At 65.4% G+C, this 23,752-nt stretch carries 20 protein-coding genes and 1 pseudogene; 13 read left to right on the top strand and 8 right to left on the bottom strand.

Going from position 1 to position 23,752, the window contains the following annotated elements:
- The 4 genes and pseudogenes from B1A78_RS11465 to B1A78_RS11450 all read right to left on the bottom strand — a co-directional run.
- Positions 1–1,495, bottom strand: a pseudogene (locus B1A78_RS11465) (VirB4 family type IV secretion/conjugal transfer ATPase); the annotation flags it as partial.
- Positions 1,474–1,758: a type IV secretion system protein VirB3 gene (locus B1A78_RS11460; RefSeq protein WP_077147092.1), complete on the bottom strand. Its 285-nt coding sequence runs from the start codon at positions 1,756–1,758 to the stop codon at positions 1,474–1,476. The pseudogene B1A78_RS11465 and the gene B1A78_RS11460, both read right to left, overlap by 22 nt.
- Positions 1,759–1,767: 9 nt before the next feature.
- Positions 1,768–2,091: a TrbC/VirB2 family protein gene (locus tag B1A78_RS11455; RefSeq protein WP_077147091.1), complete on the bottom strand. Its 324-nt coding sequence runs from the start codon at positions 2,089–2,091 to the stop codon at positions 1,768–1,770.
- Between the two features lie 161 nt (positions 2,092–2,252).
- Positions 2,253–5,498 carry an amidohydrolase family protein gene (locus tag B1A78_RS11450; protein ID WP_077147090.1) on the bottom strand — a complete coding sequence of 1,082 codons (3,246 nt, stop codon included), beginning with the start codon at positions 5,496–5,498 and terminating at the stop codon, positions 2,253–2,255.
- 141 nt (positions 5,499–5,639) lie between these two features.
- On the opposite strand from B1A78_RS11450, the gene B1A78_RS11445 reads away from it, so the two are divergent.
- The 13 genes from B1A78_RS11445 (at position 5,640) to B1A78_RS11385 (ending at position 17,930) form a co-directional block, all read left to right on the top strand.
- Positions 5,640–6,818 (top strand): CaiB/BaiF CoA-transferase family protein, encoded by a 1,179-nt coding sequence (locus tag B1A78_RS11445; protein WP_077147089.1) that lies wholly within the window; start codon positions 5,640–5,642, stop codon positions 6,816–6,818.
- A 76-nt stretch (positions 6,819–6,894) separates the two neighbouring features.
- The gene (gene yghU, locus B1A78_RS11440; RefSeq protein WP_077147088.1) at positions 6,895–7,776 is read left to right on the top strand and encodes a glutathione-dependent disulfide-bond oxidoreductase; all 882 of its coding nucleotides are present in this window, start codon (positions 6,895–6,897) and stop codon (positions 7,774–7,776) included.
- Between the two features lie 385 nt (positions 7,777–8,161).
- On the top strand, positions 8,162–8,704 hold the full coding sequence (locus B1A78_RS11435; protein WP_077147096.1) for a phage tail protein: 543 nt from the start codon (positions 8,162–8,164) through the stop codon (positions 8,702–8,704).
- Between the two features lie 61 nt (positions 8,705–8,765).
- Positions 8,766–9,380, top strand: a complete 615-nt coding sequence (locus B1A78_RS11430; RefSeq protein ID WP_179102028.1) for a phage tail protein — start codon at positions 8,766–8,768, stop codon at positions 9,378–9,380.
- An 85-nt stretch (positions 9,381–9,465) separates the two neighbouring features.
- The gene (locus B1A78_RS11425) at positions 9,466–10,041 is read left to right on the top strand and encodes a phage tail protein (protein WP_256837913.1); all 576 of its coding nucleotides are present in this window, start codon (positions 9,466–9,468) and stop codon (positions 10,039–10,041) included.
- Positions 10,042–10,203: 162 nt separating this feature from the next.
- A complete protein-coding gene (locus B1A78_RS11420; RefSeq protein WP_083734088.1) occupies positions 10,204–10,815 on the top strand; it encodes a phage tail protein in 612 nt (203 codons plus the stop codon).
- 48 nt (positions 10,816–10,863) lie between these two features.
- Complete coding sequence (locus B1A78_RS11415) at positions 10,864–11,463, top strand: phage tail protein (RefSeq protein WP_083734086.1); 600 nt, start codon at positions 10,864–10,866, stop codon at positions 11,461–11,463.
- A gap of 42 nt (positions 11,464–11,505) precedes the next feature.
- Positions 11,506–12,120 (top strand): phage tail protein, encoded by a 615-nt coding sequence (locus B1A78_RS11410; RefSeq protein WP_218667966.1) that lies wholly within the window; start codon positions 11,506–11,508, stop codon positions 12,118–12,120.
- A gap of 225 nt (positions 12,121–12,345) precedes the next feature.
- A complete protein-coding gene (locus tag B1A78_RS11405) occupies positions 12,346–12,762 on the top strand; it encodes a TadE/TadG family type IV pilus assembly protein (RefSeq protein WP_256837907.1) in 417 nt (138 codons plus the stop codon).
- The gene (locus B1A78_RS11400) at positions 12,762–14,393 is read left to right on the top strand and encodes a pilus assembly protein TadG-related protein (RefSeq protein WP_077147084.1); all 1,632 of its coding nucleotides are present in this window, start codon (positions 12,762–12,764) and stop codon (positions 14,391–14,393) included. Before B1A78_RS11405 ends, B1A78_RS11400 begins: the two co-directional genes overlap by 1 nt.
- A 68-nt stretch (positions 14,394–14,461) precedes the next feature.
- Positions 14,462–15,355, top strand: a complete 894-nt coding sequence (locus B1A78_RS11395) for a PAS domain-containing protein (RefSeq protein WP_077147083.1) — start codon at positions 14,462–14,464, stop codon at positions 15,353–15,355.
- A gap of 137 nt (positions 15,356–15,492) precedes the next feature.
- Positions 15,493–16,686 (top strand): acyl-CoA dehydrogenase family protein, encoded by a 1,194-nt coding sequence (locus B1A78_RS11390; protein WP_077147082.1) that lies wholly within the window; start codon positions 15,493–15,495, stop codon positions 16,684–16,686.
- Between the two features lie 104 nt (positions 16,687–16,790).
- On the top strand, positions 16,791–17,930 hold the full coding sequence (locus B1A78_RS11385; protein ID WP_077147081.1) for an acyl-CoA dehydrogenase family protein: 1,140 nt from the start codon (positions 16,791–16,793) through the stop codon (positions 17,928–17,930).
- A gap of 36 nt (positions 17,931–17,966) precedes the next feature.
- Here the strand turns inward: B1A78_RS11385 and B1A78_RS11380 are convergent, their stop codons facing one another.
- The 4 genes from B1A78_RS11380 to B1A78_RS11365 form a co-directional block, all read right to left on the bottom strand.
- Positions 17,967–20,444 (bottom strand): TonB-dependent receptor, encoded by a 2,478-nt coding sequence (locus B1A78_RS11380; RefSeq protein WP_077147080.1) that lies wholly within the window; start codon positions 20,442–20,444, stop codon positions 17,967–17,969.
- 1 nt (position 20,445) lies between these two features.
- Positions 20,446–21,381, bottom strand: a complete 936-nt coding sequence (locus B1A78_RS11375; RefSeq protein ID WP_077147079.1) for a FecR domain-containing protein — start codon at positions 21,379–21,381, stop codon at positions 20,446–20,448.
- A complete protein-coding gene (locus B1A78_RS11370; RefSeq protein WP_077147078.1) occupies positions 21,371–21,892 on the bottom strand; it encodes a sigma-70 family RNA polymerase sigma factor in 522 nt (173 codons plus the stop codon). The genes B1A78_RS11375 and B1A78_RS11370 overlap by 11 nt, the downstream gene beginning before the upstream one ends.
- A gap of 279 nt (positions 21,893–22,171) precedes the next feature.
- Positions 22,172–23,752, bottom strand: a 1,581-nt coding sequence (locus tag B1A78_RS11365; protein WP_179102027.1) for an autotransporter outer membrane beta-barrel domain-containing protein, incomplete at its 5' end; no start/stop codon positions are given.

The following is a 23,752-nucleotide window of genomic DNA, read 5'->3' as shown; positions in this document are numbered from 1 at the left end:
CAATGCCAGGGCGGAGCTGGTCGTAGCGGCCGCCGATCGCGCGGATGAACAGCTCGGCGCCGCGATCCTTGTCGAAGAAGATGATGCGCGGGTCGAAGCGGCGCGCCTGCGCAAGCAGGAAGTTGACGACGACGGTCTTGCCCGACCCCGACGGACCGATGACGGTGAAGTTGCCAAGGTCGCCCTGGTGGAAGTTGAAATAATAGGGACCGGCGGCGGTGGTTTCGAAGACGGTGACCGCCTTGCCCCAGACATTGCCGTCGGCGCGCCCCGCGGCGAAATTATGCCCGCTGGCAAGCCCGGCGAAATTGGCCGACGAGACCATGCCGCGGCGGACGATATATTTGAAGTTGCCCGGGAATTGCGACCAGAAAGTCGGTTCGAGCGCGATATCCTCGCGCACCGAGATGATCCCCAGTTCGGCGAGCGACGCCTGGACGTCGGCGATATTGGCGCTGACCTCGGCCTCGCTCGCGCCATGGACCGCGATCGTCATATGATGCTCGCCGAACGCGGCGCGGCCCGCAGCGACATCGTCCTTGGCCCGCGCGAGCTGGTCGCGCAGGCTGAGCGCCTCATCCTCGGTCGAGCGCATGCGGCGCAGCGCGAGGTTCATCTTGCCGAGCGCGGGCTGGCGGTCGACGAAGGCGAAGCTTTGCGACATCACCATCTCGAACGGCAGGCGCAGCAGTTCGTCGAACATGCCCGTCGCGGTCGACGCGGGATAATCCTTGATCGCGACGATGCCGACGAAACGGCGGTCGGCGTTGCCCACGGGGGCGAGTTCGATCGTTTCGGCGCCGAAGCTGATGCGGCGGTCGGGCAGGTAATCGCCCGCGTCCTGATGTGGTGCGAGCAGCCGGCGCGGCTCGCCCGAGAAGAGCTGGCCGAAAAATTCGAGCGGTTCGGAACAGAGCCCCTGGTCGGTATCGTAGAGGCCGAGCAATTCGGGCTGGTAGCTGCCGAGCTGCGCCATCAGCGCCTCGCGCGCGGTATCGAGCAGGCGCAGTTCCTGCGTCACCGTGGCGCGGTAATCCTGACCGGTCGAACCGAGCCAGCCCGACAGCCGGTCGAGCAATCCCATGCGTCCCGGTGCCGGGCGGCGGACGAGGGTGAGATAGAGGTCGTTGCGATAGAGCTGCTTGGTCGCGAGCCGCGCCTGCCAGCGGGTATCGAGCCCGGCCGAGAAATCGTCACCGAAATCGCCGTCGAGGGTGATGCTCGCCTCACGCCGCACGACATGATGATAGAGCGCGTAGCGCGACGATCCGATCGCCTGCAGCATCGCGTCGCGAAGCAGCTTGCGATAATTGAGTTCATCGCTGTCGGCAGTTTCGAACAATATGCCGCGCAGCCGGATGACCTGCATCAGCATGCCGTCGCGCGTCTCGATCGTATGGTCGTCGACATGGCGGCCATAGGGCAGATGCTTGCCCGCCGGCACTTCGCCGTCACTCGCCGCGGGGCGGGGTTTCAGGGACGATAGGAGTTGCACTGCCAGGTCTTGAAATTCTTCACGCGCGGACAGCGGCTGACCTTGGTCAGCCATATGTCGAAGAAGCGTGGTTCGCGCAGGCACAGCAGCGCGCCGATCAGGTGGATCACGAGCGCGCCGAACAGCGCCCAGAGCGAACGGAAGATCAGGAACAGCTCGGTCGCCGCGATCGCGTTGATCACGAAGAAGCTGTAGGTGACGCCCGCGAACATCTGCGGGCGCGTGAGCGCCACGAACAGAGGGTCGCGGTCAAGGTCGCTCATCGCCCCGGCTTACAGGCCGCTGGAGGACGACTGGATGCCGGCGACGATGCTGGCGGCGCCGAACAGGATGAAGCAGCCGAGGATCACCGTCGCGCCGTAGCGCCAGTTGATCCGTCCGGTGAGCATCAGGAAGCCGACCGAGGCGACCGCGATGATCGCGACGACGGTGGCGACGGTGCCGAGCAGCGTGCCCTGCAGCCAGCGCACGGCGTTGACGATCGCCCCCGAACCCTCGGGATCGGGCAGGTTGCTTTGCGCATAGGCGGCGGATGCATGGAAAAGGCCGGTCGCGGTGGCAGCAATCGCCGATATTCTGGCACTTAGTTTACGCAAAATCGTCCCCCCGGCCCGCAGGCATCAGCACTCCCCAAGCCTAAAACTCTATAGGCAAAGGGCTTCGTGGCGCAAGCATGATGCGCCGTTCACCCCAACGGTTCGTCGTTTCATAACGGGAGCGCGGCGGGGCGTCCAATCCCCGCCGGGCTTCCCGATGTTTATTTGGCCGAGGGCAGGTCGCTTTCCCAACCATAGGCGCCGCGCTTGCGGTTCCCCGTAGCGACCTCGTCCATCGTCAGCGGGTCGTAAAGCCGGCCGCCGAGCATCACGCGATGGATTTTTTCGGTGTTGCGGATGTCCTGCGTCGGGTCGGCGTCGAGGATCAGGAGATCGGCGAGCTTGCCCGGCTCGAGCGAACCGACATCCTTGGCATAGCCGAGCGACTGTGCCGGCATGATCGTCGCGGCGCGCAGCGCGTCGATGTTGCTCCATCCGCCCCTGACAAAGGACCAAATCTCCCAATGCGCGCCGAGGCCCGATTGCTGGCCGTGCGCGCCGATCGACACGTTGCGGCCCGCCTGCGCGATCTTCCACGCCTCGCGAGCCGAATCATCGTCGACATAGTCGCCCTCGGGCGCGATCACGCGGCGCTTGTTCTGCGCGGCGAGGTCGGTCGGCGAAATATGCTTCGTCAGGATCGGATGCTCCCACACATTGGTGTGCGCGCGCCAATAGGGGTCGCCCGCCGGGCCGCCATAGGTGACGACCAGGGTCGGGGTGTAGTCGACCGTCGTCTGGCCCCAGAGCTGCACGAGGTCCTGATAGAAGGTGTGCAGCGGGATATTATGCTCGACGGTCGAATTGCCGTCCTGGATCAGCGTTAGGTCCATCGTGTAGAGCGAGCCGCCCTCAGGCACGACTTCCATGCCCTCGGTCTGCGCCGCCTTGACGACCATCTGGCGCTGCTCGCGGCGCGGCTGGTTGTAATTCTTCACGCTGTGCGCGCCCTGCGCCTTCAGGCGGCGGACATGCGCGAGTGCGTCCTCATAGCTGTTGATCTCGGCATAGACGCCGGCAGCCTTGGCGCCATAGATGATCTCGCCGGTCGAAAAAATGCGCGGTGCGAGGATGATCCCGGCGCGCTGCATTTCGGCCGAGGGGAAAATCTCCGACGCGCGCGACGACGGGTTGTGGCTCGTCGTCGTGCCCATCGCGAGATTGACGATCTCGGACCAGTTCCGCTGCGGCACCAGTTCGTCGTCGCCGTGCGAGCCATGGGCATGGGCATCGACGAAGCCGGGGACGATCGTCTTGCCCGCGGCGTCGACGGTGACCGCACCCGCGGGCACGCTGATCGACGCGAGCGGGCCGACCGCGGTGATGCGGTCGCCCTCGATGACGATCGCGCCATTGTCGATGACGCCGCCGTCCTTGCCCGCCATGGTGACGATGCGTGCGCCGTTAATGACGACGGTGCCCTTATGCTTCGCGGCGGCCTGCGTCATCGCCAGCGAGACGCCCTCGGTCGGCGGCGCGAATTTCGGAGCTTTTTCGTCCGCCGGGGCGTTGGTGAACAGGCTGGCAAGGTCGGCGCTGAACAAGGTTGCACCGCGGCTCCAGTGGAGCTTCGCGCCGCCGTTCGACCAGTGCATGAAATCGGCGCCGCTGCCGCTGACGCGCGTGACCGGCAAGGCGCCGCTCTTGGTGCCGAGCGACACGTCCTGTCCGCCGGGCATCAGTGGGGTGACATAAGCGTCGTAATTCTGGCGGAAGGCGAGCGTGCGGCCGTCGGGCGAGATTTCATAGTCGCTGACCAGCTCGCCATTGGCATGGCTGCGCTTGTCCTGCCCGTGGAGGTCGGTGCTGACGAGCTGGCTCTTGCCGTCGCCCGCGGTGATCATGAAGATGCGATCGTTGCTGGCGCCGAACTGCGGCTTGGCGCCGTCGTTCGCGATGCGCTCCGCCGGGCCGCCGGCAGCGGCGATGCGATAGATGCCGGGATCCTCGCTCCAGCGCGTCGAGGTCAGCCCGCCGCTGCCGCGCCGCTCGAACGCGATCGTCTTGCCGTCGGGCGAGAAGCGCGGTTCGGCATAATGGCCGGGGTTGGTCGTGACCTTGCGCGACGCGCCGCCGGCCGCCGGGATGACATGGATTTCGCCGAGGCCCGCGTCGGTCCAGCGCACGAATACGATCGACTTGCCGTCGCGCGACCAGCTCGGCCACAGCTCCATCGCATCGTCCTTGGCGGGGGTGAGCCGCCGCGCGGTGCCGCCGGTCGTGGGCTTGGTCCAGAGCTTGCCGAGCGTTTCGAACACGACGGTACGGCCGTCGGGCGACACTTCGGCCCAGCGCGGCATTTTGGTCTCGAAACTGTCGGGCGCGACCTCGACCGTCGGATGGGTCGCGTCGATCACGACGCGGTCGTCGGCGATGCGGAACGGAATGATCCGCGCTTCGCCGCCGGTGCCGCTGACGCGGCGCAGCTTGCCGCCGGCCCAGAAGACGAGGTCGCTGCTGTCGCGCGTCCATGCCATGTTCGGATAGACGCCGGTGACCGCCCAGGTTTCCTGCACATCCTGGTCGAGCGCATCATAGAGTTTCTTCTCGGTGCCCGAGGCGAGATCCTTGACATAGAGCTTCGACTGCGTGCCCTCGCGGCGGACGAAGGCGAGCTTCTTGCCGTCGGGCGAGGGGGTGGGGCGCACCGCGCCGCCGGCGCCCGAAGCGGCAGTGCTGACCTCGCCATTCTCGAGGCTGTAGCGCTCGATGTGGAACAGGTCGGTGTTGCTGTCCTGCGCATATTCGAAGATCGGGCCGGGGGTGACGTTGCGCGTGTAGAAGACGCTCTTGCCGTCGGCGGCGAAGATCGGCTCGCCCAGTTCCTTCTGGAGCCGCTCGTTCGCCTTCTTGACCAGCGGCACGCCCGCGCCGCCCGAGACATGGTACATCCACACCTCGCCGGTGCCGAGCGAGCGCCCGGTGGTGAAATGTTTCTTGGCGACGATGAACTGGCCGTCGGGCGACCAGCTCGGCTGGTTGAGCAGGCGGAAATCTTCCTTCGACAGCTGGACCTTGCCGCTGCCGTCGCGGTTCATCAGCCAGATATTGTCGCCGCCGCCACGGTCGGAAACAAAGGCGATGCGGCTGCCGTCGGGCGAGAAACGCGGCTGGTGCTCATAGGCTAGGCCCTCGGCGATGCGCGTCGGCGTGCCGCCTTCGATCGGCATCGTATAGATGTCGCCGAGCAGGTCGAAGGCGATCGTCCGCCCGTCGGGCGCGACGTCGACGTTCATCCAGCTGCCCTCGTCGACCGCGATCTGGACCTTGCGGGTCGTCATTCCCGGCGGGGCGTTGACGTCCCACTTTTCGTCCTTTTTCTCGGCGGCGGGCGCCGCGGCGGTTTGAGCGAAGACCGAGGTCGAGCAGGCCAGCGACATGGCCAGGGCGAGTGCAAAGCGCGCCATTTTAGTTTCCCCTGTTGAAATAATGCTGCGACCATATGGCTTTGGGCCGCAAGCGCAAGGGGGCGGTTTCGACGAAGGCGCTGGCCCGGTCGACGGACGGCTGCTAGCGCCAGACGAAAGAAGAACAGGGGAGGATGAGGCGTGCCGCTCAAGGGTGTCCGGGTATTGGATTTCGGCCGCTATATCGCGGGACCTTATTGCGGCGCGCTGCTTGCCGATTATGGCGCCGACGTGATCCGCATCGAGGGGCCTGCGGGCAATGAGGACCGTTTCTCGGTCCCCGTCGCCGAGGACGGGTCGGGCGGGATGTTCCTGCAGATGAACCGCGGCAAGCGCTGTCTGACGCTCAAGCCCGGCAGCGAGGCGGGACGCGAAATCGTGCGCAAGTTGGTGGCCACCGCCGACGTCGTGATTGCGAACATGCCCGACGACGCGCTGGAGAAACTGGGGCTCGATTATCCGACGCTCGCCGCGCTCAACCCGCGCATCATCCTCGTCACCGCCTCGGCTTTCGGCAGCGAGGGGCCGCTCGCGCAGCATGTCGGCTTCGACGCGGTGGGGCAGGCGATGTCGGGCGCGGTCTATATCGGCGGCAAGGACGGCGAACCGGCACGCGCGCAGGTCAATTATGTCGATTTCACCACCGCGCTGCACTGCGCCTTCGGGGTGATGCTGGCGCTGCGTGAGCGCGAGGTAACCGGCGTCGGCCAGCGCGTGTCGGGGTCGCTGCTCGGCACCGCGCTCGCGATCACCAACGGGCTGACGATCGACCATGCGCTGAACGGCATCGACCGCGGCATGATGGGCAACCGCGCCTTCAGCTCGGCGCCGACCGACGTATTTGCGACGCGCGACGGGTGGATCATGACGCAGGTCGTCGGCAACCCGATTTTCGCGCGATGGGCGGCGCTGGTCGGGCGGCCAGAGCTTGCCGATGATCCGCGTTTCGCGAGCGACATCCTGCGCGGCGGGCATGGCGCGGAACTGAGCGCGATCATGGCCGATTGGTGCGCGCCGCGCACCAATGCCGAAGCGCTGGGCGAGCTGGGTGCGGCCAAGGTCCCCGCGGGGGCGGTGCTGAAGCCGTCCGAAGCACTCGCGCATCCACAGGTCGCGGCGACCGGGGTGGTCGATGCGATGGATTATCCGGGCGCCCACGGTCCGGCCCCCGTGGTGCGCACCCCGATCACGCTGTCGGCGAGCGCCAAGGCCGCGCCGGTTCCCGCGCCGCAGCTCGGGCAGGACAGCGCCGCGATCCTTGCCGAGATGGGCTATGATGCCGCTGCGATTTCGGCTTTGCGCGAGCAAAGGATTATTTGACGCGTCGCCGCTGGACGTCCCGGCATCGCGTGATTAGATACCGATCAGTACACAATCTATCGCAGGAGTTCCCCCGATGAGCGACGCCACCGACTATGTTCCGCCGAAAGTCTGGACCTGGGACAAGGCGAGCGGGGGGCGTTTTGCGAACATCAACCGCCCGATCGCCGGGCCGACGCACGACAAGGAATTGCCGGTCGGCAAGCATCCGCTCCAGCTCTATTCGCTTGGCACGCCCAATGGGGTGAAGGTCACGGTGATGCTCGAGGAACTGCTCGCGGCGGGCCATAGCGGCGCCGAATATGATGCGTGGCTGATCAACATCGGCGAGGGCGACCAATTCTCGAGCGGCTATGTCGCCGCCAATCCCAACAGCAAGATCCCGGTGATGATCGATCGCAGCGGCCCCGAACCGATCCGAATCTTCGAATCGGGTGCGATCCTGATCCATCTGGCCGAGAAATTCGGCGCCTTCCTGCCGACCGAAACCGCCGCGCGTGCGGAGGTGCTGTCGTGGCTGATGTGGCAGATGGGCAGCACGCCCTTCCTTGGCGGCGGCTTCGGCCATTTCTACGCTTATGCGCCGACGAAGCAGGAATATCCGATCAACCGCTATGCGATGGAAGTGAAGCGTCAGCTCGATGTGCTCGACCGGCGGCTCGCCGAGAGCGAGTATCTGGGCGGGGCCGACTACAGCATCGCCGATATGGCGGTGTGGCCCTGGTATGGCGCGCTGGTGAAGGGGCTGGTTTATGACGCCGGCGAGTTCCTGCAGGTGCAGGATTACAAAAATGTCCAGCGCTGGACCGACCAGGTCGCGACGCGGCCCGCGGTCAAGCGCGGCCGCATGGTAAACCGTGTTACCGGCGATCCGGCGAGCCAGCTTCACGAGCGCCACGACGCGTCGGACTTCGACACGCGGACGCAGGACAAATTGGCGCCTGCCGACGGCGGCTGAGCGTCGCAACAGCAAGTAGCTGAAATACCAGCTTTGTGGCCTTTGACTCTGACGGAAAATAGGTTACCTAACCAGCCACTTGGGGGCGAGGGGCGAGGTTGACGTGCTGCACGTGAAAACGATGACACCGGCCAATCGAGACTGGGTGCGTGCGGCCGTATCACCGTTGCAGCGCAGCGCCATTATCTCCCGATGAATTCATAAGATCGTAAAAAAACAGGATTACCAAAATCTTTTCGGGTATCCAGTTCGGTATTTGACTTTGAAATAATAGTTATTAGCGTTCGCGCTATTCATCAGGGCAAAGGGGGACGAGGCAATGGCTTTCGTACGTAAATCGCGTTGGTATGCGGGGACTGCTGTCGTCCTGGCGGCCGGATCGGCAATGCCTGCCGCGGCCCAGAACTATGTAGGCGAGATTTTGAAGGTTCCCTATACCTTCTGTCCCGCCAGCACGCTGGAAGCGCAGGGGCAGTTGGTGTCGATCGCGCAATATAGCACGTTATACGCGCTTTACGGCACCACTTATGGCGGCGATGGGGTGAATACCTTCGGCATGCCCGACATGCGCGGCCGTTATTCGATGCACGTCGGAACCGGCCCAGGTCTGTCGCCGCGTGTGCTGGGCCAGCAGGGCGGCACCGAGAGCAACACGATGACGCTCGCGACGATGCCGAAGCACGAACATATCGCGCTGATAAAGGCGACGACCGACGCGGGCAATTCGACCAGCCCGGTGGGCAACAATCTGGCAACCACCCCCGCGAACAAATATATCAACGGAACGACGCCTGCGGGGCAGTTGATGGAACGCGGGTCGATCGTGGTTGCCAATACCGGCGGGAGCCAGCCCTATTCGATCCTGCCGCCGTTCACGACGATCCGCTACTGCGTGGTCGAGGCCGGGATTTTCCCGTCACGCAACTGACACACGATCCGGCGCGTCGCGGCGCGCATCGGGATTGAAAGAATTTCAGGGGAGTATGACGATGCGGCATACAAGGATTTCGGCACTCGGCGCAACGAGCGCGCTGGCCATGGCGATGTTGGCGGCTGCGCCGGCACAGGCGCAGGATTATTATCTCGGACAGCTGATCGAGGTCGGGGGTACCTATTGCCCGCGCTTCTATACAGAAGCCAATGGCCAGCTTCTGGCGATCAACACCAACCAGGCGCTGTTCGCGCTGCTCGGCACCTTTTATGGCGGCAATGGCACCACGAACTTCGCCTTGCCCGACCTGCGTGGGCGTATGGTGATCAGCCAAGGGCAGGGGCCGGGGCTTCAGACCTATAACATCGGACAGCGGGCCGGCGCCGAAAGCACGACGCTGGGCCAAGCCAATCTGCCGGCGCATATCCATGTCGCGTCGGTCGAAACCAACCCCGGCACCGCCACCGAGAAGCGGTCGTTCCGCAACGCCTTTGCGGTGACCGCCGACAATCAATATGCGACCGGGACCAATTTGAACGTCACGATGAACACCGAGACGGTCTCGGTTCAGGCCGCTGGTGACACTGCGACGACGACGGCGCCCACGCTGTCGCCGTTCCTGGTCACGCGCTATTGCATCGCACTCAGCGGTATTTTCCCGTCGCGTAACTGATCGGCGGCGCCGCGCACACAGGATTTTTGGGGAGGCGTAGATGACACGCACAAGGAATTTTCGCAAAGTCGCACTTGCTCTCGCCGTGACGGCGAGTCCGCTGGCCTTCACGTCGCCGGCACAGGCTCAGGCTGAACCCTATGTCGGCCAGATGATCCAGGTCGGGTTCAATTTCTGTCCGCGCGGCTACGCCGCCGCCAACGGGCAGATCCTCGCAATCCAGTCGAACACCGCATTGTTCTCGTTGCTGGGCACGAATTTCGGCGGGAATGGCCAAACGACCTTTGGGCTGCCCGATATGCGCGGGCGTATGGCGATCAACTACGGTCAAGGCCCCGGATTGTCGCCTTATGTGATCGGAGAGCAGGGCGGTGCCGAAACGCACACGCTGCTGACGGCCGAAATCCCCAGCCACACCCACCGCGCGGCGATCCAGACCGCGAATGCGCAGGCCAATGCGACGACCGCGAGCGGCAACGCCATCGGCATTTCGTCGAACTCGAGCTTCCTCGGCGGCAGCGACCCGGTGGGCAATCTGATGAGCCCGGGAACGGCCGTGGTCCAGCCGACCGGAAACAATATTCCCTTCTCGATTCGTCCGCCCTATCTGACGATGCAGTGGTGCATCGCGACGGAGGGTATTTTCCCGGCGCGCAACTGATTCGAGCAGTCCGCTCTGGACTGCGCCACATACGGCGATCGATCGAAAGCCGCGCCCTTCGGGCGCGGCTTTTTCTTTGGCGACGGGGGAGTATGCGTCAGACCGTTTGACTCTCGTTAAAATGCTATTAATTCTCGGTGCTTCATCGGGGAGGGGCTGAAAATGGCTACCAAGCATTTTTCGCGATTGCTGCTGGCAACGACCATCATTGGAGCGGCCGGGGCAGCGGCGCCTGCCAGCGCGCAGGACTATCTTCTCGGCGAGATATTGAAAACGCCCTATAATTTCTGCCCGCGCAACACGCTGCAGGCGAATGGGGCGATCCTGTCGATCGCACAGAACACCGCGCTTTTCGCGCTCTATGGCACCACTTACGGTGGCAACGGCCAGACGACTTTCGCGCTTCCCGATCTTCGTGGCCGTGCAACGGTCCACACCGGTCAGGGGCCCGGCCTGTCGCCCTATGACCTCGGCGAGGTCGGCGGTACCGAAACCAACACGATGACCGAAGCGCAGATGCCGCGCCACGAGCATGTCGCGCTGGTCCGCGCGACGGCGGCGGCGGGCGATTCGCGCCGCCCCTTCCGCAATGCGTTCGGCACCACGCCGGCGAATAAATATGTCAGTGGAGCCACACCCGCGGCGCTACTGATGAACCGCGACACGGTGATCATTCGTCCGACCGGGGAAGGCCAGTCATACAACCACCGCTCTCCATCGCTCGCCATCCAATATTGCGTGGTGACCGCCGGGATTTTTCCGGCGCGCAACTGATCGGCGATGAAGCGGGCGAGACCTGAGAGCGTTTTGAGGGGACCGAGGATGCGGAACAAGACGATATTGGCGCTGGCGAGCGCATTGGCCACGGGGGTTGCCCTTCCGGCGGCCGCGCAGGATTATTACCTCAGCCAGATCATTCACACCGGCTATAATTTCTGCCCGCGGGGCTTTGCCAATACCGATGGACAGATCCTGTCGATCGCGCAGAATACCGCTTTATTCTCGCTGCTCGGCACGACCTATGGCGGCAATGGCCAGACCACATTCGCCTTGCCCGATATTCGTGGAAGGCTGGTCGTAGGGTCGGGCCAGGGGCCGGGGCTATCGCTCTATGACCTTGGGCAGCGGGGCGGCGTCGAATCGCAGACGCTGACGGTCAACCAGATGCCGCAACATGTGCATCAGGCCTCGTTCCAGACGGTTAACGCGCCGGCAAACAGCCGGCGATCGAGCCGCAACTCGTTCGCGGTCACGCCGGACAATCAATATACCACCGACATCTCGAGCTACAGTGGCACCATGAACGACCAGACGATTACGGTCCAAAAGACGGGCGGCTCCACCCCGATCGCCAATCTCTCGCCTTTTACGGTGACGCGCTATTGCATCGCGATCGAGGGCCTATTCCCGTCGCGAAACTGATCGCGGACGAAGAAGCTGGTCAAAGATAATATGGAGGCGGGAATGGCACATATTCGGACTTTCGCGGCAGGGCTCGCGGTAGGTGTATCGTCGCTTGGGATAGCGGCGCCGGCGATGGCACAGGGTGCCGAGCCGCTGCTGGGCGAAATCGTCTATTTCGGCACGAACTTCTGCCCGCGCGGCTATGCGACGGCTGGCGGCCAGACCCTCTCAATCGCTCAGAATACCGCGCTGTTCTCGCTGCTCGGCACGACCTATGGCGGTAATGGCCAGACGACTTTCCAGCTTCCCGACCTGCGCGGACGCACGGCCATGCACCAAGGGAGCGGCCCCGGCCTGACGCCGTTCGTGCTGGGCCAACAAGCGGGCTCGGAGACGGTGACGCTCACGTCGAACAATCTGCCCAAGCACGATCATCGCGGCGCGATCCAGACCGCGAATGTTCAGGCCAATGCCACGACGTCGACCGGCAACGCCTTCGGCATTTCGAGCAATACCAGCTTCGAGGACGCGACGCCGCCCGAAGCCAATCTGATGGACCGGAGCATGGTGCAGGTCCTGCCGACAGGCGGCAGCCAGCCGATTTCGAACCTGCAGCCCTATATCGCGATCACAACCTGCATCGCGCTCCAAGGGATTTTCCCCTCGCGCAACTGATCGCGGCGTTTGGGACATTTTCGGCATTTTCCGCCTTTTGAGCGGGCGTCTGTCGTAGTGGTTGGTTGAAATCTCGCGCGCCTGGTCGGCACGAAGCCCTGATTTTCGACCTTTGCCGACGTTATGGCGACCGCTGCAGCGGACGGCAATGTATGTAAATTCCGCATTATCGCCGCGCGTCGATACAGGTCCGTCCGGTTACTCCCGCCGCGCATGATCGCGGGCATGAAAAGGCCCCTGACCTCCTTGCCGCAGGACATGCGCGGCACCGCGATGATCGAGATGGCGCTGCTGCTGCCGCTCTTCCTGATGCTGTTGCTCGGCATCCTGATCTATGGCCAATATTTCCTGCTTGCGCACAGCGTACAGCAGGCGGCGAACGACGGCGCTCGCGCCGCGATCACCGGGCTCGACGCGGCCGACCGGCGCGCCGTTGCGATCCGCGCGGTCGATCGCAGCATGGGGGGCATCGGCGGCTATCGCAGCGAACTGCGCAGCGTGCTGGTGTCCGAGACGCGCGAGGCCGTCACCGTCGATCTCGCCTATCGGGTGCCCGAGGGCAATTTGCTGCGTTCGACGCTGGTGCCGACGCCGGCGGAGGTCATCCGCGCCCGCGCCACCTTTGAACTGCCCGCCGACTGATGCGCGCGCACCACTCCCTGCTCGCCCTGCCGCGCGACGTTCGCGGCAGCATCAGCATCGCCGCCGCCTTCGGCCTGATCATGTTGCTCGGCGCCGCCGCGCTCGCGGTCGACGTCGGGTCGCTGCACCTCGATCGCCGCAAATTGCAGGGCATCGCCGACGCTGCCGCGCTCGCGGCCGCGGCGCGGCCCGGCGAGGAACGGGCCGCAGCGGAGCGCATCATTGCCGCCAATTGCGACTGCGGCATCACGATCGCTTCGCTTACCCCGGGCAGCTATGTCGCCGACGTGGGGATCGCGGCCGAGCGGCGCTTCGCGCCGGGCGGGGCGTCGCCCAATGCAGTGCGCATCGTGCTGACGCGCGAGCATCCCCTGTTCTTCGGGCGCGCGATCACGGGACGCGAGAGCAATGTCATCAGCGCCTCGGCGACCGGGTCGCGGCGCGGCTACGCCGCCTTTTCGCTGGGATCGCGCGTCGCGGCAGTCAGCGGCGGGGTACCCAATGCGATCCTGTCGGCGCTGACCGGAAGCCAGCTCAACCTGTCGGTGATGGACTATAATGCGCTCGCGGGTGCCGATGTCGACCTGCTCGAATTCTCCGACGCGCTGCGCAGCGAAATCGGGGTCGAGGCGCTGACCTTTGGCCAGACGCTCGACAGCCAGGTGACGATGCCGCAGCTGCTGTCGGCGCTGGCGACCGCCGCCGACCCGAGCGTCGCGCCGCTGGTCGAACATATGGCGGCGCGCGCGAGTGCGACGCAGCTCGTGCCGGCGTCGGCGATCGACCTTGGCCCACGCGCGTCGAGCGTGCGCGTCGACGCGGCCAATCCGGTGCGGGTCAACCTGCTCAGCCTGCTCCGCACGATGCTGATCCTGGGATCGGCCGACCGGCAGGTCGATCTCGACCTCGTCGGCGCGTTGCCGGGCGGTACGCATGCGAAGCTCGCGCTGATCGTCGGCGAACCGCCGGCAAACTCGCCGCTGATCGCGGTGACCGACGACAACCAGGTCGTCGTGCGCACGGCGCAGGTCCGGCTGCGCATCGACACGAAGATCGCGACTCCGGTCGCGACCATCGATCTGCCGGTCCTCGCCGAGCTTGGGTCTGCTTCGGCGCGGGTTTCGGACATCGACTGCGGCAAGAATGCGGGCGCGGCGGTAACGCTGGGGGTGACGACATTGCCGGCGTCGCTGGCGATCGGTTCGGTCACCGATAGCGAATTTCGCGACATGAGCCGTCCGCTCGACCCGAAAAAGGCGCGGGTGCTGAAGCTACCGCTGGCCAATGTCGATGCCGAAGCCGAACTGGTCCTGTCCGATCTGGCGGAAAAATCGGTCGCCTTTTCGCGCGTCAACATCGCCGACGGCACGGTCAAGACGGTGTCGAGCGCTGGGCTGGTCGCGGGCACGACGAAGTCGCTTGCCGATCGCATGGAGTTGACCGGCAACGTCCTCGGCATCGGGCTGAATCTGGGGGCGCTCAAGTCGCTTGTCGCGACGAGCGTGGGTGCGACCGCGCCCTTGCTCGACGGGGTGCTGCAACAGGTGACCGGGGTGCTTGGCGTCCATGTCGGGCAGGCCGATGCACGGGTCAACGCGCTGCGCTGCGGCCAGGTCAAGCTGGTCGGTTGATCCGTTCCGGAGCAAAAGAGTCCGCCACGCACCCATAAGGGAAAGGCAGCGATGCTTTGGAGGGTGAGATGGAAACGGGGCAGGGCCATGATCGCGTATCGGCGGCGGACTTCATTCGCGGCTTCGCAAGCTGGCGGATGCAGGCGGCGCGCAGGCCGGTGGTGGTCACGCACCATGGCAAGGACGCGCATGTGCTGATCTCGCTCGACGACTACCGCCGGATGGGCGGGCCGGGCGAGGGGCAAGCACCCGGCGCGGCGCTCCGCGAGTCGCAGCTATTGTTGCTTGAGTCGGTTCGTGATGCGCTGATCCTTGTCGATCGCGAACGGCGGATCGCCGCGATCAATCCAGCGGCGGCCGATATGCTGGAAATGGCGGCTGCGCCGCTGATCGGCCAGCCGCTCCGTGCGGCGCTGCCGACGATCGAGAGCAACCTGATCTTTCACCATATCCTGCGGATGATCGACCATCGCGAGCGCTTTTCGGGCGATCTGCCGTCGCTGCTGCGGCCAGGGCAGTGGATCCATGCCGACCTGGTGCCGCTGCCGGTCGGCGGTGCCATCATCCTGCGCGATGTCAGCGAAGCGATCGCCGCGCTCGAGGCGAGCGACGCGCGGGCAGCGGCGCTGCGCGCGATCGATGCCGATGGCGGCATCGGCCATGCCTGCATCTCGCTGCGCGAGGCGGTCGAATATGCGAATGAAGCGCTCACCGCGATGCTCGGGGTGGGCGACGAAGCGATCCGTCGGGTCAAATTCTCGGCGCTGCTCAGCGTCGGACGGCGTGCGGCGTTCGGCGAGGCGCTCGAGGCCGTGTTGCGGGGCGGAAGACCGGTTCGCATCGAGTCCGAACTGGTCGCACGCGACGGCGCAACCATCCCGGTGGCGCTGGCGATCGCCGAGCGGCGCAACGCCTATTTCAGTGATGGGGCGGTGGTGATCGTGACGCGACGCTTCACCTGACGGGTGGGAGCTTGCGGCGCTGGACAAAGGCGGCGATCTTCACGATGATCGCGTCCATCGCGTAGCAAGATGCAACTTACCTTTACGTAAGCGTGAACCGTCCATATAAGGGCGGCACAGCCCTTGGGAGAATCATAATGGACATGGAGTTCAGCCCCGAAGACCTCGCCTTCCAGCAGGAAGTGCGCAGCTTCATCGCCGAAAATTACCCCGCCGAGCTGCGCGGCAAGCAGGACGAGGGCGAGGAGATGTCCAAGGAGGATTTCCTCGCCTGGCACAAGGTCCTGTACAAAAAGGGCTGGGTCGCGCCGGCATGGCCGGTCGAATATGGCGGCACCGGCTGGACCCCGACGCAGCGCTTCATCTTTTCCGAGGAAACGGCGCGCGCCGACTGCGTTCGCCTGATGCCCTTCGGCCTCGCGATGGTCGGCCCGGTGATCTACACCTTCGGTACCCCCGAGCAAAAGGCGTATTTCCTCCCGCGCATCCTGTCGGGCGAGGATTGGTGGTGCCAGGGCTATTCGGAACCCGGCGCGGGGTCCGACCTTGCAAGCCTGCGCACCACGGCGGTTCCCGACGGCGACGACTATATCGTCAACGGCCAGAAGACCTGGACGACGATGGCGCAGCATGCCGACTGGGGCTTTTTCCTCGTCCGCACCGACAAGGATGCCAAGCAGCAGGAAGGCATTTCCTTCCTCCTCATCGACATGAAGTCGCCCGGTATCACCGTGCGCCCGATCATCACACTCGGCGGCGAGCATGAGGTCAACGAGGTGTGGCTCGAGGACGTTCGCGTTCCGCAGTCGCAGCGCGTTTACGAGGAGAACAAGGGCTGGACCTGCGCCAAGTTCCTGCTCGCGCACGAACGCACCGGCATCGCCGGCGTCGCGGCGTCGAAGCGCGGCGTCGAAAAGGTCAAGCAGATCGCGCGCACCGAGATCGACGGCGACAAGCCGCTGCTCCAGAACGCCTTTTTCAAGCGCAAGATCGCCGAGCTCGAGATCGACCTGACCGCGCTGGAGTTTACCGAACTGCGGACGCTGGCCGGCCCGAACGCGGGCAAGGGCCCGGGGGCGGAATCGAGCCTGCTCAAGATCAAGGGATCGGAAATCCAGCAGCGGCTGACCGAGCTGACGCTTGAAGCCGTCGGCCATTATGGCGCGCCCTATTTCCGCGGTTTCGGAGAGGGCGACAACGAACATCCGATCGGCCCCGACTATGCGCACCGCGCCGCGCCGACCTATTTCAACACGCGCAAGACGACGATTTACGGCGGGTCGAACGAGATCCAGCGCAACATCATTGCGAAGATGGTTTTGGGGCTCTGACCCAGAACCACCCCGGAACTGATCCGGGGTCTCCATCGGCCTTTATGGCCGCTTGCGGCATGGACCCCGGCCTTCGCCGGGGAACATAGAAAGAGACTATACCAATGGATTTCACCTACACCGAAACGCAGGACATGATCCGCGACACGCTCGCCCGTTTCCTCGGCGACACCTATGATTTCGAAACGCGCCAGAAGTTCATCGCCAGCGAGGAAGGTCGCGATCCGGCAATCTGGACCGCGCTCGCGCAGGAACTGGGCATGCTCGGCGCGTCCTTTTCCGAAGAACATGGCGGCCTCGGCGGCGGCGCGCTCGAAAATGCGATCATCATGGAAGAGCTGGGCAAGGTGCTGGGCATCGAGCCCTATCTGCCGACCGTGGTCATCGCTGGCGGCGCGCTCAAGGCCGTCGGCGGCGCGCAGGCCGACAAGTTCATCCCCGAGATCATCGCGGGCAATGTCATCGTCGCCTTCGCCTACGCCGAGCCGCAGGGGCGCTATGACCTCGCCAACCTCCGCACCACCGCGAAGAAGGACGGCGAGACCTATGTTCTGAACGGCCACAAGGGCGTCGTCTATGCCGCACCCTGGGCGACGCACCTGCTCGTCACCGCGCGCACAGGCGGCAATCAGCGCGACAAGGACGGCGTGTCGCTGTTCCTGATCGACGCGAACCTGCCCGGTATCGTTCGCCGCGACTATCCGACGGTCGACGGCAGCCGCGCATCGGAAATCTATTTCGAGAATGTCGCGATCCCCGCCGATGCGCTGCTCGGCGGCGAGGGGGCCGGTCTGCCGCTGATCGAGCAGGTCGTCGACGAGGCGACCGTCGCGGTGTGCGCCGAAGCGACCGGCGTGATGCAGAAGCTGCACGAAGGCACGCTGGAATATACCCAGCAGCGCAAGCAGTTCGGCATTCCGATCGCGAAGTTCCAGGTTCTCCAGCACCGCATGGTCGATATGTTCATGGAGGTCGAGCAGTCGCGTTCGATGACGATCATGGGCACGCTGAAGCTCGACCTGCCGGCGAATGAACGCAAGGCGGCGGTGTCGGCGGCGAAGAACAAGGTCGCGCGCGGCGCGAACTTCGTCGGCCAGAATGCGATCCAGACGCATGGCGGCATCGGCATCACGCAGGAACTCGCGATCGGCCATTATTTCAAGCGTTCGACGATGATCGAGGGCCAGTTCGGCAGCGCCGATTACCATATGGACCGCTATGAGCAGCTGGTGCTGGCGGATTGAAGATGGCGTTGCCCCCGCGCAGGCGGGGGCGACCTATTAGTACGCCAGATCGATCGCGATGCGCAGTGTGCGTGGGCGTAGCGGGGTCAGGAAGCCCGCGCTGCCCTCGACGAACGGCGTGCCGAGCGAGAAGCGGTTGCCGCGCGCGTCGAACAAATTGGTCAGCGTCAGCGACAGCCCGCGCCGGTTGTTGCCAAGCCGCATCGCCACGCCGGTATCGACATAGTCGCCCTGGCCCTCACCGAGCACGGGGCCGATCCCGAGCCGCGACGGCCCGATATAATTGGCCCAGCCATTGATCCGGAAATCCTCGTCGCCCATCGGCGCGGCATAGTTGATCGCGCCGCGCACCGCATAGCGCGCTACATTGGGAATCTGGCCGAGACGTCCGAGCAGCACATCCTGCGTCACCGATCCGTCGGCGTTCACCGGCGCGCCCGGTAGCCCCGGGGTGCCGCTGAAATTCTGGACGACGATCGTGCGCAGCGCTTCGGCGAACAGTTCGTCGACGCGGCTGTGATTATAGACGGCGCCGGCTTCGAGCGAGAGGCCGCGCATCGGCCGCACCGCAAAGGCGCCCGAAATGCTGGTGATGCGGCCGTCGCCGATATTGGCGGTGCTCGGAAAACCGTTCGAGTCGATGAAGTCGGCCTGGATATCGCGCCAGCGGCTGTGCGAGACCGAAATATTGGCGTCGAACGGCGTGCGGCCCTTTTCGCCGAAGCGGATGCCGCCTTCGAAGGTCTGGACCTGGTCGTTGCGGAAACGCCGCACGAAATTGCTGTCGACCGCGAGGCCGCCGGGGCGGAAGCCCTCCTGATAGCGCAGGTAGAGCGTTACGTTGTGGAAGGGCGAGGCAAGGATCGAGGCCGAGGGCAGCAGGTCGGTTTCGGAGCGGTGCGCCGAAGCCGCGATCTCGCGGTTCGCGACTGCGAAGGCGAGCGGGACATCCTCACCGCTGCCATTGAGGCGCGCGTGCGAGAAACGAATGCCGCCAGACGCGATGACATTGGGGAAAATCTCGGCCGTCGCCTCGCCATAGCCGGTGAATTCGGTGATGCTGTTGGTGACGCCGGTGAGCGGCGCCTGCATGAAGGCATCGCCGAATTCTCGTTTTTGCCGGGTGCGGTTGTCGAGGATGCTCGCCCCGATGACCCAGCCAAGGCCGTTGTGATAAGGGCGCGACAGGCGCGTCTCGCTGACGAACAGACGCGTCGTGTTGCGCTGGTCGAGGATGCGCGGCGGCTCGCCCTCCTTGCTCGCGTCGAAGCGTTCGAAGACGCGATGGCTGACCATAGCGTTCGACGACTGGAAATGCAGTCCGTCCCAGTCCTTCATGATGACGATCGTGCCAAGGCCATATTTGGCGCTGGCATTCTGATCGACCATCGAATTGCGAACGAGCGGCGGCGCATCGCGATCGGTATATTGGGCGTCGTCGGAGAGGGTTGCCTGATAGAGTCCCCCGAAATCGACGGTCCAATCGTCGCCCGCGTCGAAGCGGAAAGTACCGCGGCCGCCGCGGACATTGACGCGGTTGACGTCCTTCTGCCCGCGGAACGGATTGTCGATATAGCCGCCGTCGCTCACCATATAACCGACGAGCCGCAGCGCATGGCCATTGTCGCCGACCGGCAGGTTAACGGTGGCGCCGAGGTCGCCGCCGGGATCGCCATGCTGGGTCAACGACACGCCGGCGATCGCCTGGACATATTGGGCGTCGGGATCGGGCGCCTGCGGCACGACACGGATGATGCCGCCGAGCGACCCCGCGCCATAGAGCGTACCCTGCGGCCCTTCGAGCACCTCGACGCTTTCGATGTCATAGAGCCGCAGGTCGGGATCGGGAGCGTTGTAGCTGAGGCGGATGTCGCCGAGATACTGGCCGACGGTCGACTGGGTCGGGCCGGTAAAGCTGGAATCGGCGATGCCGCGAATGAACAGCTTGTTGCGCCCCGAGCCGAGATGGGTCGAGGACACGGTCGCCATGCGCGACAGGATCGATTCCATCCCGCGCTCGCCACCGAACGCCAAATCGCCGCCATCGAGAACGGTGGCGACGCCGGCGTAATTTTCATAGGGGAGGTCGGTCTTCGAAGCCGTGACGATGATCTCGTCGCCGGGACCAGCGACCAGATTGTCGGGCTCCCGCGCCTTCGGTGGCGGCGTCTTTGGCGGCGATGTCGCGCGCCGTGCAACCTTCGGCGGGGGCGAGGGGCGACGCTCGATCCGCCAGCTCGTCGCGCTGACCCGCACGGCGCGCGCATCGGTGCCGGCGAGCATGCGGCGGATCGCCTCGTCGACGCTCATCCGCCCGCGCACCGCCTTGACACGGCCGTTCCAGAGGCCGGCGTCGGCGACGCTGATGCTGACCCCGCCCTGGCGGCTGATCAGCGGCACCGCGCTCGCAAGGCTGCCCTTGGGCACGTCGAACGCCCGTTCCTCCGCCGCCGCGGCCGCGGCGGGGGCGCACAGCAGGACCGCTGCGGCGAGGAGGGGCAGGCTGCGGCTCATCTCAACGCGTCAACACCCAGCCATCGCCACGCTTTTCGGCGCGCGTTCCCGACAGCGCGGCGAGGTCGGCGATGGTGCGCGCCGGATCGTCGCCGACGATCAGCGCGCCGCGGAACGACTGGTCGGCCGCCTCAGGGGCCACGGTCACGCGCATGCCGGCGGTGCGCCGCAGGTCGTCGGCGACGACCGACAGCGGGGTGTCGGCATATACGAGCAGGCCCGAGCGCCAGCCGCCGACCGAAGCGGTGTCGACCTTGCGTACTGTGGGCGGCGTGGCGTCGCCGTCCTTCGCCTCGATGCCTTCGCCCGCGACCATGCGGACATTGTCGCGGCTCGGGTTGTAGACGACGATGCCTTCGGACACCGCGACCGAGGTCTGGCGGTCGCGGCGCACGACGTTGAACGCGGTGCCGAGGTCGACGATCCGGTTGCCACCGGCCTCGACGACGAAGGGGTCGCCGTCGCGGTGCACGACATGGAACATCGCTTCGCCGCTCTCGAGCCTGGCGAAGCGCGGGCGGTCCTCGTCGAGCGTGACGACCGACGCGCCGTTGATCTCGATCTTCGACCCGTCGGCGAGCGTCAGCGTGCGATGCTCACCCGCCTCGGTCTCGATACGGTTGGGGTCTGCGAAGAGGCCAATATTGGGCAGGGTGATCGCGGCAACCAGCGCGGCAGCGATGGCGCCGCCGAACCAGGTACGGCGCGAGGGCCGGGCGCGGGGCGCGGGGGCGTTGATCGCCACCGATGACACGGGATCGCGCGGCAGCGCGTCGAGATCGGCGTCGAGGGTCGCGACCGCGTCATAGGCTTCGGCATGGTCCGCGTTTTCGCCGAGCCAGTCGGCGAAGCCGTCCCAGTCGGCGAAGTCGGGGTCGCGCTGGCGGATCACCCAGTCGATCGCCTGCGCGGTGATGGTGTGAGGATCAGCCGACATCGAACTGCCTCCTGACCGTGACGAGCGCCGCATAGACCTTGCGCAAATCGGCCTCGACGGTGCTGAGGCTGACGCCGAATTCGGCGGCGATGTCGCGCTGGGCGACGCCGTCGACGCGGAAGCGGCGGAAGATGCGCGCGGGGCGGTCGCCCGTTGCCGAAACTGCGGCTTCGACCTGCGCGAGCTGTTCGCGCGCGATCAGCGCCGCCTCGGCCGACGGCTTTTCGACCGCGGCATTTTCGCCCCATGCATGGTCGCGCAGCATGCGCTGGCGCGCCGAGCGATAGCGGTCGAGCATCAGATTGTTCGCGGCGCGCATGACGTAGGACAGCGGATCGGCGATCGGGCCGGTGCGGCGTTCGGTGAGGCGCATCCACAGATCCTGGAACAGGTCCTCGGCCCCATCGCCCGCGCCGCGCACCTCAAGGAAGCGCACGATGCGGTCGCGGTTGGCGAGCAATACGCCTTCGATGCCCTGCGCGGGTGGGGATGCGTCGGTCGCCTCGGTCATGGATCGATTGATTCGGAACGCCATCTGCTGCTGAACGACACCTGTCTGGCCGGCGCCCCACGTCCCCCTGGCGGAGCCGTCATATAGCGTCCCGCGCGGCGTGCGCAACCGCAGCATGACCCCGCTCGCACCCGAAGGGCGTTTTTTGTGGCGGAGAAGGGGGGCGGTGGCGGCAATCATGATCCTCGGTCGTTCGTTGAAGGGCAAGGCAAGGGGGAAGCGGAGGGTGGGGTATGCTTCCCCCTTGCGGACAAGGCCGGTCAGGGCGGGGGCAGCCCGTTAGAGACCGACCTTGAGGCTCGCACGGAAAGCCCAGCCGACATGGCTTTGCTGTTCTTCCGCGGAAAGCTCGCCCCCGACCTGGAAGGCCGAGTTGCCGGCCATGCCGCGGATGCGGCCGACCCAGCCGCTCGTGCGATCGTCGGGAACAAGGGTGAAGGGGGTGCCGTCCTTGAACGACGCCGTCGTCGTGCCGAGCGACCCGCCGACGATCTGGCGGCGTCCGCCTTCGATCTCGAAGCGCGTCCAGCCGTCATATTGGTCGGTGCCGCCGAAATCGAGGCCGACCGCGACGGTACCCGAGACCGCGAGTTCGTCGCTGTCGCGGCCGAGCACGGTAAGGTCGAGCGCGTCGCCGCCACCGGTTTCGGTATAGCCCTTTTCGGTCAGCTTGTAATAATCGACCGCGACCATCGGGCGGACCGACAGGCCGCCAAGGCGGCCGTCATGCGCGACCGAGCCCGAGGCCGACCAGAGGGTGCCGTCCCATTTGCCGCGGATCGTTTCGTTGATGTCGTCGGCGCCGGCTTCAGCCTGGAACTGACGGGTACCCTTGAAGCTGATCGGCGCGCCCGAGATACGGGCGTTGGCCATCCAGCCGTCCGAACGCAGGCGCCAGTGCAGCGCGCCTTCGAACTGACTCGAGGTCACTTCATTGGCGTTGGCGGCATTGCCGTCCTTGCCGGCGAGGAACGCAACCGAGCCGCCGAAATTGCCCATGTCGGTCTTGAACTCGGCGCCGAGCGAGATGCCCCAGCCGGTGACGTCGTAGCCGGCAGTGTCGCCGATGCTCTTCGACGTGCCCCACACGGCCTGGTTGACCCAATAGCCCCATTTGCCCTCGTCCTGGAACGGCGCGTTGGGATCCATCAGATAGCGGCCGAGCGCGCGCGAGCCCGAGGTAACGGTTTCGAAGGTGCCGCCTTCATGTTCGGGCAGCATCTGGCCGAGTTGGCCCTTGAACTGGTCGCCGTTGGTGATGTCGAGGAACACCTGCTCGATGGCCTCGTCCTCGCCGAGTGCGTCGATCACCGCGTTGAAGGCGCTCGCCTCCGAGCGATTGAGGCCGAGTTCGGTCGTGCTCTTGCGCGACACGTCGACGATCAGCTGGGTGGCGTTCGAGGTCAGCGTGCCCTTGTAGAGGAAGGGCAGCAAGGTCGAGGTGGTGGTGAGGTTGCTCGCACCCGTCAGCGTGCCCGCGGTCAGCACGACATGCTGGCCCTCGGCATTGTCGAGGCTGGTCAGCCGCAGCGCCAGTTTCGATTCCGCGCCGAAGCTGGCGTTGCCGGTGACCTGGATCGCGGTGCCCGTGCTGCCGCCGTCGAGGGTCACGCCGAGCACGCCCTTGTTGGTGACCGCGAGCGACGAGATGGTCGCCGCGCCGACGACGTCGAAGGTGCCGCCGTTGACCGAAACCGCGAGGCCCTGCGAATTGGCGAGGCGACCCGAGAACATCGACGTGCCGCCGATGGTCAGCGTGTCGCTGCCGCCGCCGAAGTCGGCGAGGCCGCCGAATTTCGAGGTGCCGGCGAGCGTCAGGCTGTCATTGCCCGCGCCGAAGGTCGCGGTGCCGTCGTAGAT

This window comes from Sphingopyxis sp. KK2 (assembly GCF_001990265.1).
Classification (GTDB): Bacteria; Pseudomonadota; Alphaproteobacteria; order Sphingomonadales; family Sphingomonadaceae; genus Sphingopyxis.
Note: the sequence above shows the minus strand (reverse complement) of the source record. Positions and strands in the feature narration are given on the sequence as shown.